Source organism: Serratia fonticola, from assembly GCF_001006005.1.
In the GTDB taxonomy this organism is placed as follows: Bacteria; Pseudomonadota; Gammaproteobacteria; order Enterobacterales; family Enterobacteriaceae; genus Chania; species Chania fonticola.
Map to the genome: position 1 here is coordinate 1,450,142 of NZ_CP011254.1, position 15,544 is coordinate 1,465,685.

At 53.8% G+C, this 15,544-nt stretch carries 13 protein-coding genes; 7 read left to right on the forward strand and 6 right to left on the reverse strand.

All coding sequences use genetic code 11. From position 1 onward, the window contains the following. Positions 1-46: 46 nt before the first annotated feature. The 3 genes from WN53_RS06435 to iolD form a co-directional block, all read right to left on the reverse strand. Positions 47-931: a sugar phosphate isomerase/epimerase family protein gene (locus tag WN53_RS06435; protein WP_024482781.1), complete on the reverse strand. Its 885-nt coding sequence runs from the start codon at positions 929-931 to the stop codon at positions 47-49. A gap of 39 nt (positions 932-970) precedes the next feature. Then, on the reverse strand, positions 971-1,984 hold the full coding sequence (gene iolG / locus WN53_RS06440; RefSeq protein ID WP_024482782.1) for a bifunctional inositol 2-dehydrogenase/D-chiro-inositol 1-dehydrogenase: 1,014 nt from the start codon (positions 1,982-1,984) through the stop codon (positions 971-973). Between the two features lie 113 nt (positions 1,985-2,097). Then, the gene (gene iolD, locus WN53_RS06445) at positions 2,098-4,038 is read right to left on the reverse strand and encodes a 3D-(3,5/4)-trihydroxycyclohexane-1,2-dione acylhydrolase (decyclizing) (protein ID WP_024482783.1); all 1,941 of its coding nucleotides are present in this window, start codon (positions 4,036-4,038) and stop codon (positions 2,098-2,100) included. Positions 4,039-4,632: 594 nt separating this feature from the next. Here iolD and WN53_RS06450 point away from each other — a divergent pair. Beyond that, positions 4,633-6,573 (forward strand): bifunctional 5-dehydro-2-deoxygluconokinase/5-dehydro-2-deoxyphosphogluconate aldolase, encoded by a 1,941-nt coding sequence (locus WN53_RS06450; protein ID WP_024482784.1) that lies wholly within the window; start codon positions 4,633-4,635, stop codon positions 6,571-6,573. A gap of 208 nt (positions 6,574-6,781) precedes the next feature. Then, positions 6,782-7,618 carry a MurR/RpiR family transcriptional regulator gene (locus tag WN53_RS06455; RefSeq protein ID WP_021181760.1) on the forward strand — a complete coding sequence of 279 codons (837 nt, stop codon included), beginning with the start codon at positions 6,782-6,784 and terminating at the stop codon, positions 7,616-7,618. Positions 7,619-7,664: 46 nt separating this feature from the next. On the opposite strand, the gene iolB is transcribed toward WN53_RS06455, so the two are convergent. Then, positions 7,665-8,474 (reverse strand): 5-deoxy-glucuronate isomerase, encoded by an 810-nt coding sequence (gene iolB, locus WN53_RS06460; RefSeq protein WP_024482785.1) that lies wholly within the window; start codon positions 8,472-8,474, stop codon positions 7,665-7,667. A gap of 110 nt (positions 8,475-8,584) precedes the next feature. After that, positions 8,585-10,090, reverse strand: a complete 1,506-nt coding sequence (locus WN53_RS06465; protein ID WP_024482786.1) for a CoA-acylating methylmalonate-semialdehyde dehydrogenase — start codon at positions 10,088-10,090, stop codon at positions 8,585-8,587. Positions 10,091-10,313: 223 nt separating this feature from the next. On the opposite strand from WN53_RS06465, the gene WN53_RS06470 reads away from it, so the two are divergent. From WN53_RS06470 to WN53_RS06485, 5 genes are all read left to right on the forward strand, one after another. Next, positions 10,314-10,619, forward strand: coding sequence for a hypothetical protein (locus tag WN53_RS06470; RefSeq protein ID WP_024482787.1), 306 nt, complete (start codon positions 10,314-10,316; stop codon positions 10,617-10,619). 31 nt (positions 10,620-10,650) lie between these two features. Beyond that, positions 10,651-12,087, forward strand: coding sequence for a sugar porter family MFS transporter (locus WN53_RS06475; protein ID WP_024482788.1), 1,437 nt, complete (start codon positions 10,651-10,653; stop codon positions 12,085-12,087). A 27-nt stretch (positions 12,088-12,114) separates the two neighbouring features. After that, a complete protein-coding gene (locus WN53_RS06480) occupies positions 12,115-12,951 on the forward strand; it encodes a TIM barrel protein (protein ID WP_024482789.1) in 837 nt (278 codons plus the stop codon). A gap of 124 nt (positions 12,952-13,075) precedes the next feature. Then, on the forward strand, positions 13,076-13,279 hold the full coding sequence (locus WN53_RS28350) for a hypothetical protein (protein ID WP_052754307.1): 204 nt from the start codon (positions 13,076-13,078) through the stop codon (positions 13,277-13,279). 122 nt (positions 13,280-13,401) lie between these two features. Next, a complete protein-coding gene (locus WN53_RS06485; RefSeq protein ID WP_158645264.1) occupies positions 13,402-14,703 on the forward strand; it encodes a mechanosensitive ion channel family protein in 1,302 nt (433 codons plus the stop codon). 363 nt (positions 14,704-15,066) lie between these two features. Here WN53_RS06485 and WN53_RS06490 read toward each other — a convergent pair whose 3' ends face one another. Further along, positions 15,067-15,369: a hypothetical protein gene (locus WN53_RS06490; RefSeq protein ID WP_024482791.1), complete on the reverse strand. Its 303-nt coding sequence runs from the start codon at positions 15,367-15,369 to the stop codon at positions 15,067-15,069. Positions 15,370-15,544 lie beyond the last annotated feature (175 nt).

A 15,544-nucleotide genomic window follows, 5' to 3' on the forward strand; every position in this document is an offset into this window, starting at 1 on the left:
TGTAGGCACTTACCGGCTATCTTCCCAGCCGGCCTGGCCAGGAATGTTATTTACCCAAAAGCTCTTTTTCGATGCGCTCCCTGGTGGCAACCGCCTGGGCAGGCATTCTCTCCGGGTAGCCGAACAGCGAGGTACAGATGATGGACTCCCCACCGACTTTGAAGGTACGGCTGGCAAATTCCATATCGCGCAGGGTTTGGAACAGGGCCGCGAAGTCCACTTCCCCTTCGCCAATTGCCATATGTTGGTGCACCGCCGCATCGACGCCCGGCGGATTGACGATATACCGGCAGGGGCGGGTGTGATTCATGGTATCGGCAATCAACACGTGGGAAAGATCGCTCCCGGCATAGCGCAGCATATTACCGATATCGCCGCGCCCTTGGTCGTAATAGAAGGTATGGGGAACGCTGTAGAGATAGGTCACATTATCGCTGCGCAACGATTTCACCATGTCGGCGGTTTCATTGCTAAGCTCGCAGAAGTCCCACGGATGGGACTGAATTTCCATGCGAATGCCTTCACGTTCGATAATCGGCAGCAGCTCCTCCATCGATTGATACCACAGCTCTTCGCAAATCTCCGGCTCGTTCGGGTTACCCGCCAGTTCGGTGTTGATCACCTGAACCCCCATCTCCACCGCGATTTCGATCATCCGCCGCCAGTTCTTGACCGCCGCCCGACGGCGGTCTTCCCCAGGGCCAGACCAGCGATACACCACGATAAAGGAGGAAATCTCCACCCCGGTGGCTTTCAGCACCCGTTGATATTCCGCCAAAACGTCACGACCGGCTTTTGGATGTTTATAGAATGGGTTGATCTGCGGGTGCGGTGACTGCTCAATGTACTTATAGCCCCAGTCAGCCACCTGCTCCACCATCTTGGTAATGCCCAAATCTTTAATCACATCGACGTCAAAAGCGATTTTCATGGTCGCCTCCTTCAGAGCATGAATGCGGTAGCTACGGGCTTATTTGCCATAGAAGCCAGGGCGAGCGGGCAAGGTCACTGGCACCACTTCACCGCTGTTCTGCGCGGCGATACAGGCATCTGCCGCCACCGCAGCCGCAAAGCCATCCCAAGCAGAAGGTCCGGTGAGCTTGCCGGCCAAGACGTCATTGATAAAGGCTTGCAGCTCAACGTCATAAGCACCGATAAAGCGGTCTTTCCAGTCAACCAGGATCTCGGTGGACAGTTTGGCACCGCTGCGCATTTGCACCGCGGAAGGTTCTGGCAGCTTGGCGATGCCGGTTTCCCCCACCACCTCACACTGAATGTCGTAGCCGTATTGGCAGTTAACAAAGATTTCAACGTCAATACGGGTGCCCTTGGCCGTTTCCATCAACACAATTTGCGGATCTCTCAAATGTGGCAGGGCTTTACTGCTCTTGCGTGGGAACACCACCTGTACCGAAACGTAATCATCGTCCAGCAGCCAACGCAGCACGTCTAACTCGTGAATGAGCGTATCGGTTATGGCCATATCCGTGGTGTAGGCTTCACCGACTCTTGGGTTGCGGTGGGCACAGTGCAGCATCAGCGGTTCGCCGATCTGGCCGCTGGTCAGCACCTGTTTCAGCGCCCGATAGCCCTGATCGTAAGGGCGCATAAAGCCGACCTGTACCAGGCGTTTGCCATGCTTGGCTTCAGCATCCACGATGTTCTTGCAGCCTTGTGCCGTGACCGCCAGCGGTTTCTCGCAAAACACCGGTTTGCCCGCAGCAATGGCAGCCAGCACAAACTCTTCATGGCTCGGCCCCCATGACGTAACCAGCACCGCCTGGACGTCTGTGGAATTGATCAGATCGTGGGCATTGTCATAAACCTTGGCGTCCAGTTTCAGTTCGCTGACCACCTTGGCCGCACTGTCTCGGTTAATGTCATTCACCGCAACCACGCGGCTGCCCTGCAACACCTGGCTACAACGGCGAATATGATCCCTACCGATAGCGCCGGTACCAATAACCCCAATGTTCAATGTCATTTTCGTTATCCTCATGGACTGTAAACGGCAGACGCAAGGTCTGAGGTAGATCCGATTGTTTATGTGAGCGCGGCGTTCTCCACCGCAGCTACGATTGCCAAGGCATTGCGTTATCAGTAGTCGCGGGCTTTATCGATGTTCTCTTGCAACTGGCGGGCGACGGCGATAATTTTTTCACTTCCGGCCACCTGGGCACCGCCCACGCGCCACCAACTGAGATATTTGTGCACCATGGTTTTCGGCAGCACTTTGATATCCAGCAGGGTAGAAACCTGTTGCTTGCGGGCATCTGCCAGCGCTTCGATCAGCTGTTGTTCGGTGGTTATGCTGTAGGTTTTGCAACCATAGGCCGCTGCCAACATGGCAAAGTTGACCGGCACGAGCTTGCCATCCAGTTTGCCGCCTTGCGGATTACGGAAGCGGAACTCGGTGGTGTAGCTCCCCATGCCGTGCTCTATCTGCAGGTTGTTGATGCAGCCGTTGGTCATGTTGTCGAACAGCACCACGTTGATTTTGCAGCCTTCCTGGATCGAGGTGACCAGCTCGGAATGCAGCATCATGAACGCCCCATCCCCCACCATGGCGTAAACTTCGCGCTGTGGCTCCGCAAGCTTGACGCCTAACGCGGCGTTAACCTCATAGCCCATACAGGAGTAGCCGTATTCCACGTGATAGCCGTGCTCACCCCGGTTTTGCCAGACACGCTGCAAATCGCCCGGCAAACTGCCAGCAGCGGCAACGATGACGCTGTCCTGCGGTAAATGCTCATTCAGCACCCCCAGCACTCGGCTTTGGGTTAATACGGAGTCGGTTTTTTCGATAAACTCGGCAAACACCTGTTCACGATCGAGGCTGTCGTCGATTTCCGGTACAAAGCCTTCGCCGGTATAGGTCACTTGATAGACACGCTCGGTCTCTTTTTGCTGTTCGCCAAGCGCCTTGCTGATAGCGTCTTGCCAATCGGCACGATAATCCGCCTGAGCCAACAACGGACTGAGAGAGGCCAGAGCCGTACGGGCATCCGCCAAGACTTGCAGACCGTCCAGCTTGCCGGCATCAAACGCGCTGACGTTGATGTTAAGGAAGGCCACATCCGGATTTTGGAATAGCCATTTGGACGAGGTGGTGAAATCGCTGTAACGGGTGCCGATGCCGATCACCAGGTCTGCCTGCTTCGCCAGCGTGTTGGCCGCCAGACAGCCGGTTTCACCGATGCCCCCCACATTATAAGGATGAGCGGAAAGCACCGTACCTTTACCAGCCTGAGTTTCGGCAAACGGAATATGGAAGCGTTCAGCAAACTGCTGCAACGCCTGCCCAGCCTGCGAATATTTCACCCCGCCACCGCAGATTATCAACGGTTTGCGTTTACCCACCAGCAACGCCAAAGCCTCTGCCAGAGATTCTTGACTGGCCGGACGGCGCTCAAGGCGATGCAGCCGTTTGTGGAAGAAATAGTCTGGGTAATCGTAGGCTTCGCCCTGAACGTCCTGCGGCAGGCATAGCGTGACGGCACCGGTTTCTGCCGGATCGGTCAGTACGCGCATGGCATTAATGCAGGCGCTCATCAGCTGTTCCGGGCGCACAATGCGATCCCAATATTTACTGACGGCGCGAAATGCGTCGTTGGTGCTGATGCTTAAATCGTAGGATTGTTCGATCTGTTGCAATACCGGATCGGGCTGGCGAGAGGCGTACACATCGCCCGGCAGCAGCAGTAAAGGAATGCGGTTAGCCGTGGCAGTGGCCGCAGCAGTGATCATATTGGCCGCGCCGGGGCCGATGGAAGAAGTACAGGCGTAGATCTGCTGGCGTAGCTTCTGCTTGGCAAACCCGGTAGCGGCATGCGCCATCCCCTGTTCGTTGCGCCCCTGATGCACCACCAGATCGCCACAGTCTTGCTCCAGAGCCTGCCCAAGGCCGAGTACGTTACCGTGGCCGAAAATGGCGAAGATACCCTTTACGAATTTGGTTTCGACACCGTCTACCAGCAGGTACTGGTTGTCGAGAAATCTGACCAACGCCTGTGCCATGGTCAACTTGATCTTACCCATTTTACTCACCCTTTCATTTGGCGTTATCCCGAGCCTGCTGCAGATGGTGGTTTGCGAGCAGGCAAGCGTATCCGGTGGCGTAGCACTGACTTTCGTTACACAAAAGCAGTGATAATCTTGTCTGGGTTGTTACACACTGCTCATGCAATAAGCGGTTTGAAACGTGCATTGATTATAAACAAATATATTTTTCATAAAATATAAATACAGAAAAAACATTTCATTTTGCGATAAAGATCGCATATTACCAAACCACCCAGGTTGCAGTTATTTATATAATTCAATTGATTAAGTAAAAATTCATCATGACTCTCTTTCGATCGATGCGCCCACTCGCCGATCGAACCAGCAGCCATCAAGGTGGCACTCGCTTGTGCAGGCCATTTCAGCAAGGGATTGTTCTATCAATAATAATGTGCCGATTCGGCAGGCTACCCGGTGTAAGCTGCTTTTAAATGCATCACATTTTCGGGGTATAAATTTCAGTTCATATTGAAATTGAAATTTTTATTCCTCATACTTCGAGCCATGCTTCCTACTTAGCTCCTTTACCGGGTCGCAATCGGTTTTGCTTAATGACAGAAGGAAACGGGTATGGCCACACAACAAAAGCAGCTTGATGTCATTTGCCTCGGGCGCATCGCTGTCGATTTCTATGCTCAACAAATCGGGGCACGCCTGGAAGATGCCAGCTCATTCTCCAAATATCTTGGCGGCTCCTCCGGCAACGTGGCCTATGGCACCGCAATCCAAGGGTTAAAATCCGGCATGCTGGCTCGCGTAGGGGATGAGCACATGGGCCGCTTTCTGCGTGAAGAACTCCAGCGCGTCGGCGCGGACACGCAGAGCCTGATCACCGATAAACAGCGCCTCACCGGCCTGGTGATCCTGGGCATCAAGGATCAGGAAACCTTCCCGCTGATTTTCTACCGTGAAAACTGTGCCGACATGGCGCTGACACCCGAGGATATCGATGAAAATTACATCGCATCATCACGGGCTTTGGCGATCACCGGCACTCACCTTTCCCATCCCAAAACGCGCGCTGCGGTGCTCAAAGCGTTGGAATACGCCCACCGCCACGGGCTGCGTACCGCATTGGATATCGATTATCGGCCAGTGCTGTGGGGGTTGACCTCGTTAGGCGATGGCGAGACCCGCTTTATCGAATCGGAAAAGGTGACCCGCGAGTTGCAGGAAGTTCTGCACCATTTCAATCTCATCGTGGGGACTGAAGAAGAGTTCCATATCGCTGGCGGCAGTACCGATACGCTGGTCGCGCTGCAAAACGTCCGTAAGGTCACCCAGGCCACGTTGGTGTGCAAGCGAGGGGCGCAGGGATGCTCGGTATTTGAAGGGGATATCCCCACAGATTGGCAACAAGTCAAACTGCATTCTGGCGTTCGCGTTGACGTTTTGAACGTGCTCGGCGCGGGTGATGCCTTTATGTCTGGCCTGCTACGTGGCTATCTTAATGATGAGGGTTGGGATCAGGCCTGCCGTTACGCCAATGCCTGCGGTGCGCTGGTAGTGTCACGCCACGGCTGCGCCCCGGCAATGCCGACCAAGCTGGAGCTGGACGATTACCTGCAACACGAACAAGAGGTGAAACGCCCGGATCTGGATGCCCGACTGAACCATCTGCACCGCGTTACCACGCGCAAACAGCAATGGCCTGAACTGTGCGTATTCGCTTTTGATCACCGCAAGCAGTTGGCAGAGATGGCGCGAGAGGCGGGAGTGAGTACAGAGCGGATCCCACAGTTAAAAACGTTGCTGTTGGCTGCCGCACAGGCTGCGGCAACCGAGGCGGGGTTACACGGCAACAGCGGCATTCTGGCAGATACGACCTACGGCCAGGCGGCGTTGAATGCCATTACTGGCCAGGGCTGGTGGATTGGCCGCCCGGTGGAGCTGCCAAGCTCCCGCCCTTTGCGGTTGGAGCACGGTAATATTGGCTCGCAGCTGATCGACTGGCCCCAAGAGCACGTGGTTAAATGCCTGGTGTTTTATCATCCACAGGATGCCGAAGCGCTGCGCCGTGAGCAGGATGAGCTGATCGTTGACGTGTATCGTGGATGCTGCAAATCGGGCCATGAGCTGTTGCTGGAAGTCATTTTGCCAGAAGGTCATGCCGACAAAGATGAGAGCAACTATCTACAGGTGATGGAACATTTCTACCGGTTGGGCGTTCTGCCAGACTGGTGGAAATTGCCGCCGCTTAGTGCCGCCAACTGGCAAAAAGTGGGTGAATTGATTGAAACTCACGACCCATTCTGCCGCGGGGTGCTAATCCTCGGGCTAGACTCCCCACAGGAAACGCTGAAAGCCGGGTTCGCCGCAGCCGCAGATGCCCACTGGGTAAAAGGCTTCGCGGTTGGCCGTACCATTTTTGGCACCTCTTCACGCCTTTGGCTACAAGGTGAGATCGATGACGCCGGGCTGGTCGAACAGGTGAAACAGAAATACCTGACGCTGATCGGTTTCTGGCGGCAATATCGCCCGCAGCCTGCGAGTAAAACCAGCCGTAGTTAAGCTGGCGTGGTTAACGAACCTCCCCCTTAAAGTGATTTTCGCTGCTTTAAGGGGATTTTTTTGCCCATTTTCTGTGAAGTAACGCAACTGGCGACGAAATAAATCGCTTTTTGTAGAAATGAAATGTCCACTCCATCTGTTAGAATAACCGGACAATATTTTCAGCGTATAAACCAATACGCCTCAGCCAATACTGCGAGCCGAATGGATGACTAACCCAACTCAACTTTCGCTGTTACAGGACGAAATCCGCCGCCGTTATGAAACGCTGAGCAAGCGCTTGAAACAGGTAGCACGCTACATCCTGGATAACAGTAACAGCATTGCTTTCGATACCGTTGCCTCCATCGCCGCACAGGCCAGTGTGCCGCCTTCTACCCTGATCCGTTTCGCCAACGCCTTTGGCTTCAGCGGTTTCAACGAAATGAAGCAGGTCTTCCGCCAGCATCTGATGGAAGAAACGGTGAACTATACCGAGCGCGCACGCCTGTTCCGCCAAACCTCTACCGACGACAGCGTTGCCCCGGAAAAGCCGGCAGAAATCCTTAACGTGTTTACGATGGTCAACTCGCAGGCGTTGCAACAGTTGGCGATGCAAACCAGTGCCGAGCAGTTGGATCGGGCGGTAGAGCTGCTGAATAACGCGGAAAATATCTACGTGATCGGCCTGCGCCGCTCATTCAGCGTGGCTTCTTATCTCACCTATGCCCTGCGCCACCTCGAAAGGCGCGCCTTCCTGATCGACGGGTTAGGCGGGATGTTTACCGAACAGCTCAGCATGGTGAAGCCCAAGGACGTAGTGATCGCCATCAGCTATTCGCCTTATGCCAAAGAAGCGGTAGAACTGGTGGAGTTGGGTGCCAAGCAGGGCGCACAGCTCATCGCCATTACCGACAGCCAGGTCAGCCCGCTGGCCGCCTTCAGCGATGTCTGTTTTGTGGTGCGCGAAGCACAGGTCGATGGGTTCCGCTCGCAGGTGGCCTCCATGTGTCTGGCACAGACGCTGGCGGTATCATTGGCACTGAATAACGCCAAAGAGCTGTAATATTCGAAAAGGGGCGCAGTGTGCGGCGGCCCCTACCTTGTCAGTATCAATAGCTCTCGCTGTTGATCCAGGCGTGATCTTTTTCCCAGGTGAACTTCCACAGGCGTACCGGCCCCGCCATCACGTTGAGATAATAGCTGTCATATCCGGCCAGGGTTGCCACCGGATGGTAACCGCGCGGTACTTTCACCACATCGCGGTTATAGACCGGCATACACTCATCCAGCGAACGATCGTCGGTATAGACGCGTTGCAGGCAGAACCCCTGTTCAGGGTTAAGACGGTGGTAATAGGTTTCTTCCAGGTAGGTTTCGTCCGGCGAGTTTTCCTGGTCGTGCTTATGGCTTGGGTAGGAGCTGGTATTGCCTTCGTCGGTATAGACCTCAACCACCAGCAGGCTGTCAGCCGGTTGGCTATCAGGCAGAATATTGTGTACCAGCCGTTGGTTACGGCCTTTACCCCTCCGCTCTACGCCGACGTCTGCCGGGGTGATCAAGCGTGAAGGCAGATGCCCGTTACCCGGCGCGCTGCATACCGCCAGTTCCAGATCGGTCTCTGCCCGGACTTCAACCTGGTCGTGGTGCGGAACATAAACGGAATAAGGTGGCGTACGCTCAAACGGGCTCATCCGCTTACCAATGTGTGGATACTCCGCTCGTTGCGTTGCCACAGAGGCAATACCCGCCACCAGCACCAGGCAAAGCTCCTTATCGCCACTCTCCAACCGCAACGACTGCCCGGCCGCTAACCGATAGACCTCAAACCCGACAAAACGCCAACCGGCATTTTCCGGGGTGACGGACTGAATACGTCCCTGCGCATCCGGTTGCTGACATTTCGCAAGTAATGATGACATGACAATGCTCCTTAAATCCCGTGCTTGTGAGTGTGGCTGCAATGCATTGATACCAGCAACAGCGGCCGCTATCCCGGTGGAATAACGGCCTCGGCATAGCTGGCTGCGGTTTAGCCCAGCGTTGGCATACTGTATTCGGATACCGTTTGCTGGCCGGTTGGCCAACGTGCGGTGGCCGTCTTCATGCGGGTATAGAATCGCACGCCGTCCGTGCCATGTACGTTAAGCGCACCGAATACCGAACGTTTCCAACCGCCAAAGCTGTGGAAAGCCATCGGTACCGGTACCGGCACGTTAACCCCCACCATCCCCGCCTGAACCTCATGCACAAACTGGCGAGCATAGTGGCCATTATTGGTGAAAATGGCGCTGCCGTTACCAAACTCGTGGCTGTTCACCGTATCGATGGCCGTTTGGTAATCGGCGACCCGTACAATGCCCAATACCGGCCCAAAGATCTCTTCGCGATAGATACGCATATCCGGCTGTACGTTATCAAACAGGGTACCGCCCACGTAGTAACCCTCTGGATAACCCGGTACCTGATAATCGCGGCCATCGACCACCAGCGTTGCGCCCTCTTTAACGCCAATATCAATGTATCCCAGCACTTTTTTCTGATGGGCGGATGAGACCAACGGCCCCATTTCATTTTCCTCGCCGCCTTGCTGCATGCCGGGGCCAACCCGCAGTTGGGCGATCAGCGGTTTGAGTTTGGCAATCAGTTTATCTGCGGTGCTATCACCAACCACGACGGCCACTGGCAGCGCCATGCAACGTTCACCGGCCGAGCCAAATGCCCCTCCCATCAGCGCATTGACCGTGGCATCCAGATCCGCATCCGGCATAACGATAGCCTGATTTTTGGCGGCCCCAAAGGCCTGTACACGTTTGCCATGTGCGCTGGCGGTGGTGTAAATATGCTCTGCAACCGTGGATGAGCCAACAAAGCTCACCGCCTGAATGCGTGGATCGGTGCACAGCTGCGAGGCCTCTTCATTGCCGCAATGCACGACGTTGAATACCCCATCCGGCAGGCCCGCCTCTTTCAACAGTTCTGCCAGACGCACGGAGGCAGAAGGCACCAACGCCGGAGGCTTCAGTACGAAGGTATTGCCACAGGCCAGCGCGATAGGGAACATCCACATCGGCACCATAGCCGGGAAGTTGAACGGTGTGATCCCGGCCACTACGCCCAGCGGCTGCATCAGCGAGAAACTGTCCACGCCGGTGCCTACATCCGGTGAGTATTCTCCTTTGATCAGGTGCGGAATACCGCATGCAAACTCCACTACCTCCATGCCACGGGTCAATTCACCCAGCGCGTCGGAATAGACTTTGCCATGTTCACTGACGATCAGTTGCGCCAACTCTTCGCGGTGCTGCTCCAGCAATGCTTTGAAATTGAACATGATACGCGCCCGGCGCAGCGGCGTGGTACGCGCCCAGTCGGTAAATGCCTGATGGGCGACATCAATAGCCTGTTTCACCTCGGCGGCGGTGCTCTGCGTCACACGGCGTTCAACCTGGCCGCTAGCCGGATTGTGCACGTCGACGGTTTGGTTACTGCTGCTCAGGCAAACCTGCCCACCAATAAAGTTACCCACGGTTTTCATGTTTCACCCTCTTTTAAGTCCGCTATCGCCACGGATTGAAGCATTGCCGCATACCGTGACGTTCATCGTGCCGCCTGCAAGAGTACGGCCCACAGGCAGATTAAATCCTGACCAGATGAATCAAACTCTATTCCATTGAAAAAAAAGTTTCAAATAAAAGTTTTTAGAAAATTTGTTTTTAGTGCCGCCGATCGCAAATTTGCCATGTCCGTAGGCTGAGCAGATGGTGACGAACGATGCTATCCGCGATCCGCTAGCTGCGTGGATTTACGCAGTAATCCCTATTTTTTATACAGATACGTTTTCCCGCTTGGGCGAGTCAATTTTCCAATCTGCTATGCAAAACGGTGAGAGCATTTGCCCTATTTATGCTCAATTTTTTGAACTGGATCTAAAAATCAATATTTCATTATTCACTAAATATGAAATAAATGTTCTTGTCTGCCAAAGGCCCACTGAAAAACACCGCCTTGATGACAGGCACGGTTCACCCTTCTGCCTCCCTACACCCTACAAGTCACTTAAGTAGGCAGAAGCCAGGATAAAAATCGGAGCAACATATGTCACATCAGCGTAAACACAATACTGGGTATATTCTGCGTATCTGCGGGATTGCAGCACTCGGCGGCATTCTGTTTGGTTATGACACCGCCGTGATTTCTGGTGCGATCGAAGCCCTTAAAACCTACTTTGACCTCAGCCCGGCAGAAACCGGCTGGGCAGTGTCCAACGTGGTGATCGGCTGCGTGGTCGGTGCCTTCGGCGCTGGGCCGCTGGCCGGCCGCTATGGGCGTAAAAAGGCCCTGGTGGTCGCCGCCTTCCTGTTTACCGTCTCTGCAGTCGGTGCCGCTCTGGCCACCACCTTCACCTGGTTTGTTATCTATCGCATCATCGGGGGTCTGGCCGTCGGGCTGGCCGCAACGGTATCCCCTATGTACATGTCAGAAGTCTCACCGAAGGATATGCGGGGCCGGGCGCTCAGCATGCAGCAGTTCGCCATCGTGTTCGGTCAGATCGTGATTTTTTACGTTAACTTCAAGATTGCCAGCTATGCCAGTGAAGCCTGGCTGGTGGAGATGGGTTGGCGCTGGATGATTGGCTCAGAGGTGATCCCCTGCCTGCTGTTCACCGCCTTGGTCTTTGTCATCCCCGAATCACCACGCTGGAGCGTAATGGTAGGCCGCGACGATCAGGCTTTAGCCATGTTGACCCGCGTTTCAAATGCTGAGCATGCTAAAAGCGTGTTAAGAGAAATCAAGGAGTCGCTTCGCCAGGACGAGCAGCACCGTAAGCAAAAGCTGAATTATGGCGACGTACGCGTACGCTTCATCCTGTTTGTCGGCTGTATGATCGCCATGCTGCAACAGGTGACGGGGGTTAACGTCATGATGTACTACGCCCCGGTGGTGTTGAAAACCGTGACCGAAAACGCGCAAGAAGCCCTGTTCCAGACCATCTGGATCGGCGTATTGCAACTGGTCGGCTCGGTGATCGGCGCCATGCTGATGGATCGCATAGGCCGTATCCCACTGATGCGCTGGGGCACCCTGGGCACCATCGTTGGCCTGCTGATCACCTCTTATGCCTTGTATACCCAGGCAACTGGCTACTTCGCGCTGTTTGGCATGCTGTTCTTTATGGTGTTCTACGCCATGTCATGGGGCGTAGGTGCCTGGGTGCTGGTCTCCGAAATTTTCCCCAACCGCATGCGTTCACAGGGGATGAGCATTGCCGTTGGCTGTATGTGGCTGGCCAACTTCGTCGTGGCCCAGAGCTTCCCGATGATCAATGACCAACCTTATCTGTTCTCCACCTTCCACGGGGCGTTCCCAATGTGGGTGTTTGCTGCCTGCTGCCTGTTCAGCTATTGGTTTATTGCCCGCTTTATTCCAGAAACCAAGGGCGTTTCACTGGAAAGAATGGAAGACGTCGTGATGGCAAAACGCTATCGCCAACCGCTATCTGAAATCGTCACGGTAGAAGATGGCAAAGCCTAAAGCCGACAAACTCAGGAGTGATGCATCATGACCATTGCATTGGAACGTTTTTGTATCAACCGTAAGATCGCCCCCAACCTCACGCTGGAGAACTTCTTCCGCCTGGTGAAAAAATGTGGGTTAAGCAAGGTCGAACTGCGCAACGATATGTCGGGTGGCAAAGTGGCCGACAACTTGAGCAACGAGCAGTTAAACGCGCTGGCCGAAGAGTTCGGCATTGAGATCGTCACCATCAACGCGCTAGGAATGTTCAACCTGCTAGAAGATCAAGCAGCACTGCTGAAAAACGCTGAAGCGTTGCTGGTTCAGGCAAAAGCCATCCATAGCAAGGCGGTGGTGATGTGCCCACATTGCAACGCGAGCGACCGGCGTAGTGAATCGCAAAAAAGGGAAGATACGCTGGCTGCACTGCGGCTACTCGCTCCGCTGTTCAAGCAGTATGGCGTTGAGGGCTACGTGGAACCATTGGGGTTTGGCATAAGTTCACTGCGCTCTTCCTTGCTGGCACAGGCAATCATTCGTGATTCTGGCGCACCCTATAAGATAGTGCTGGATACGTTCCACCACTATCTGAGCGACGTAACACAACCGGAGTTTGATGCTCAGATCCGGGTTGAGCAGATTGGTTTGGTGCATCTCTCTGGCGTTGAGGATCCGCTAATCAAAGGCGCATTGAGCGATGAAGAACGCATTATGCTGAGCGATAAAGATCGGTTGGCAAGCGTAGCCCAGGTACAGAACCTGGAACGTTTAGGCTACCGGGGGATCTATGCCTTCGAGCCATTCTCTTCACAGCTAAACACCTGGACAGAGGGCGATATCGAACGCGAGATCCGCCACAGTATTGCATTGCTGCAAGGATAATCACTAAGCCCCCCGTAAAACGCGGGGGCGATTTTTCATACAGCAAAGCAATACGACTGTACAGAGCATAAAGACACCCTTTGGCTACACTCTCTAAAGAGTCACTAAGCGAGGGGGCAGTTCAATGAATTTTAACGCGTTGCTATGGGTAATCGGCTTGCTGATCGGCGGGACATTGCCTGTGTTCGCGGCAGAGCCTCACTCGCAGACCGACGAGTGGGAACAGGAACGGACATTGGTGCTAGGGTCTGAACCCGTCTATCTCTTTTTAGCTCAGGAGCAAAAACTGTCCCCCAAGAACGGGTTATTCGTGCGCAAACCAGGATAAAGCACCTCACTTCCTTTGATGCCACACACCCCGTTGTCAGTCAGGCTTTTGGCGAAGGTGCGCAAGCTGGTTACCATTTTTCGCTTAACAGCAAGCCGTTGTTCAATATCCTGGCATCAGACTTGGACCCAGCCGAAAACCTGACCCTGGAAGAATCGGCTAATAGGGTGCAACAACGCCTGGAAAATCTGCGAAAATACTATCTCCAGCAGCGTTCCCCTCATGAGATTACCCTCGATATTCTATTAAGCCTTATTGCTACAGCATCCTACGCCACACTGTTGTATTTTTGCTTCGCCATGAACCGCCGTGCCCAACTCCGCCTGCAACGACGTTCTGCAAAACCGCCCCGCTGGCTGAAAGCCAACTCGACTTTCAGCCAATTTATCCGGCTGATGGAACGTAGCCTGCTTAACCTCACGACGATAGTGCTTGGCTTGTTCATGACCTACACCTGGCTTAGCTGGATATTGGCACTATTCCCCTATACCCGCCCTTGGGGACAACATCTTGGGAATGCCCTGTATTCGTTAGTGAGCAAACTGGCTGACGATATGCTGTCCGCCCTGCCTGGTTTGGCTACCGTGGCAATTATTTTCCTTATCGCCCGCCTGTTTAACCAATTGCTGCGCATCCTATTTAACGCCGTTGAAAGAGGGCAGATGCAGTTGCCTGGGCTGCACCCAGAAACGGTTGGCGCCACCCGGCGTTTGACTTCCGCTGCACTCTGGCTATTTACCCTCACCCTTGCCTATCCCTATTTGCCGGGAGCAAATTCGGATGCCTTTAAGGGCATGAGCGTGTTCTTTGGTTTATTGATTACGCTAGGTTCAGCGGGGTTGATGAATCACGCAATGAGTGGGTTGGTGCTAGTTTATTCCCGTGCGCTACGAAAAGGGGACTTTGTACGCATTGGCGAGATTGAAGGCACCGTTAGCGAGCTTAACGCGCTATCGCTGAAAATCATCACTCGCAATGCCCATGAAATCACATTACCTAATGCGGTTGCGGTCAGCGGTACAGTTGAAAATACCAGCCGTCTAGCGGTAGAGAACAGGCTTAACGTGGTTACCAGCGTCACCATCGGCTACGACGCCCCTTGGCGGCAGGTTAAGGCGATGTTGGAACTGGCGGCCCGGCGTTGCAGCACTGTGGATGCCAACGGCACGATGATCGTTAGGCAAACGGGATTGCAGGATTTTTACGTCGCCTACGAGCTACAAGTCACCAGCCAGCCCGGCAAACTGCCGCCGGATGTGCGCTCGGAGTTGCACCAGCATATCCAGGACGTTTTTAACGAGTTTGGCGTACAAATTATGTCACCTCACTTTGTGTTACAGCCCCGCCAAGACCTGGTGGTACCGCAAACAGCGTGGTACAGCGCCCCCGCAGAGCCAGCTCCAGAGGAGACAAAATCAAAATGACATGGCTAAGTCGGATTGGAGGGTAACAAGATTATTTTCTGCGCACAGAAAGGGGAGTGGGATTAAGACTGTGTCTGCTGCTCATAAACGCTCTGCCAAGTACAAGTGATACGCTAGGAATAGGCCAGTACGGGCTTGACCGGCTCTATTAATTTAATCATTTTTTATATTGCTGAAATTAGGCTTATCGCCCTATTTAACACTGTGAAAAGCAAATGATATTCTTGGCAAGACTTATAACTACGCCTAAAACAATTAGGCAAAGAATAAATTCCAGCTAACCATTATTGATGGGCAAAGCGCGGAGTGCCGAAGCGCTCCCTCTCAGTATTAATCACTGGTACCGCCAAGTAATCAGGGTGGTTAAAACGCAACCTGCGCACTTAAATACTCCAACGCTCTTTGGCTATAGCTCTCGCCCTGCTCAAGCTTTTTGATCAGACCTCGAGCCTCTAGCACCATACCAATACGATGCAGTTCCTGATGCTGCGGGAGCACATCGGCGAAAGCATTCAGCAAGATAATTGACGGCATGATTTTTTCTGCACAAGTGCCTACTGCACCAGGTTCATCCCCCCTGGCCGGACAGGGCAGACTGTCCACATGACGATGTTGGCATGCCTGTAACAAGGTAATTGCCTGTTGAATTTCATGACTCCATGGCATAACCACTTTCCTCTGAGACTGATTTCCTTGCAAAAACATGATTAATAATCAGTACGTTAACATGAATTAACGACTCACAACAAACCACAAATGCCCCTAACCAAGCTGGCCCTATATAAGATAGGTTTTTCCAGCCAGGGTTTATTGATATAGGTCACATTGCATAAAGATCGCC

Coding starts and splice junctions, on each gene's coding strand:
- WN53_RS06435 (WP_024482781.1), bottom strand. CDS start 931: ATGAAAATCGCTTTTGACGTCGATGTGATTAAAGATTTGGGCATTACC.
- WN53_RS06475 (WP_024482788.1), top strand. CDS start 10,651: ATGTCACATCAGCGTAAACACAATACTGGGTATATTCTGCGTATCTGC.
- WN53_RS06450 (WP_024482784.1), top strand. CDS start 4,633: ATGGCCACACAACAAAAGCAGCTTGATGTCATTTGCCTCGGGCGCATC.
- iolG (WP_024482782.1), bottom strand. CDS start 1,984: ATGACATTGAACATTGGGGTTATTGGTACCGGCGCTATCGGTAGGGAT.
- WN53_RS28350 (WP_052754307.1), top strand. CDS start 13,076: ATGAATTTTAACGCGTTGCTATGGGTAATCGGCTTGCTGATCGGCGGG.
- WN53_RS06465 (WP_024482786.1), bottom strand. CDS start 10,090: ATGAAAACCGTGGGTAACTTTATTGGTGGGCAGGTTTGCCTGAGCAGC.
- WN53_RS06480 (WP_024482789.1), top strand. CDS start 12,115: ATGACCATTGCATTGGAACGTTTTTGTATCAACCGTAAGATCGCCCCC.
- WN53_RS06490 (WP_024482791.1), bottom strand. CDS start 15,369: ATGCCATGGAGTCATGAAATTCAACAGGCAATTACCTTGTTACAGGCA.
- iolD (WP_024482783.1), bottom strand. CDS start 4,038: ATGGGTAAGATCAAGTTGACCATGGCACAGGCGTTGGTCAGATTTCTC.
- iolB (WP_024482785.1), bottom strand. CDS start 8,474: ATGTCATCATTACTTGCGAAATGTCAGCAACCGGATGCGCAGGGACGT.
- WN53_RS06470 (WP_024482787.1), top strand. CDS start 10,314: ATGGTGACGAACGATGCTATCCGCGATCCGCTAGCTGCGTGGATTTAC.
- WN53_RS06455 (WP_021181760.1), top strand. CDS start 6,782: ATGACTAACCCAACTCAACTTTCGCTGTTACAGGACGAAATCCGCCGC.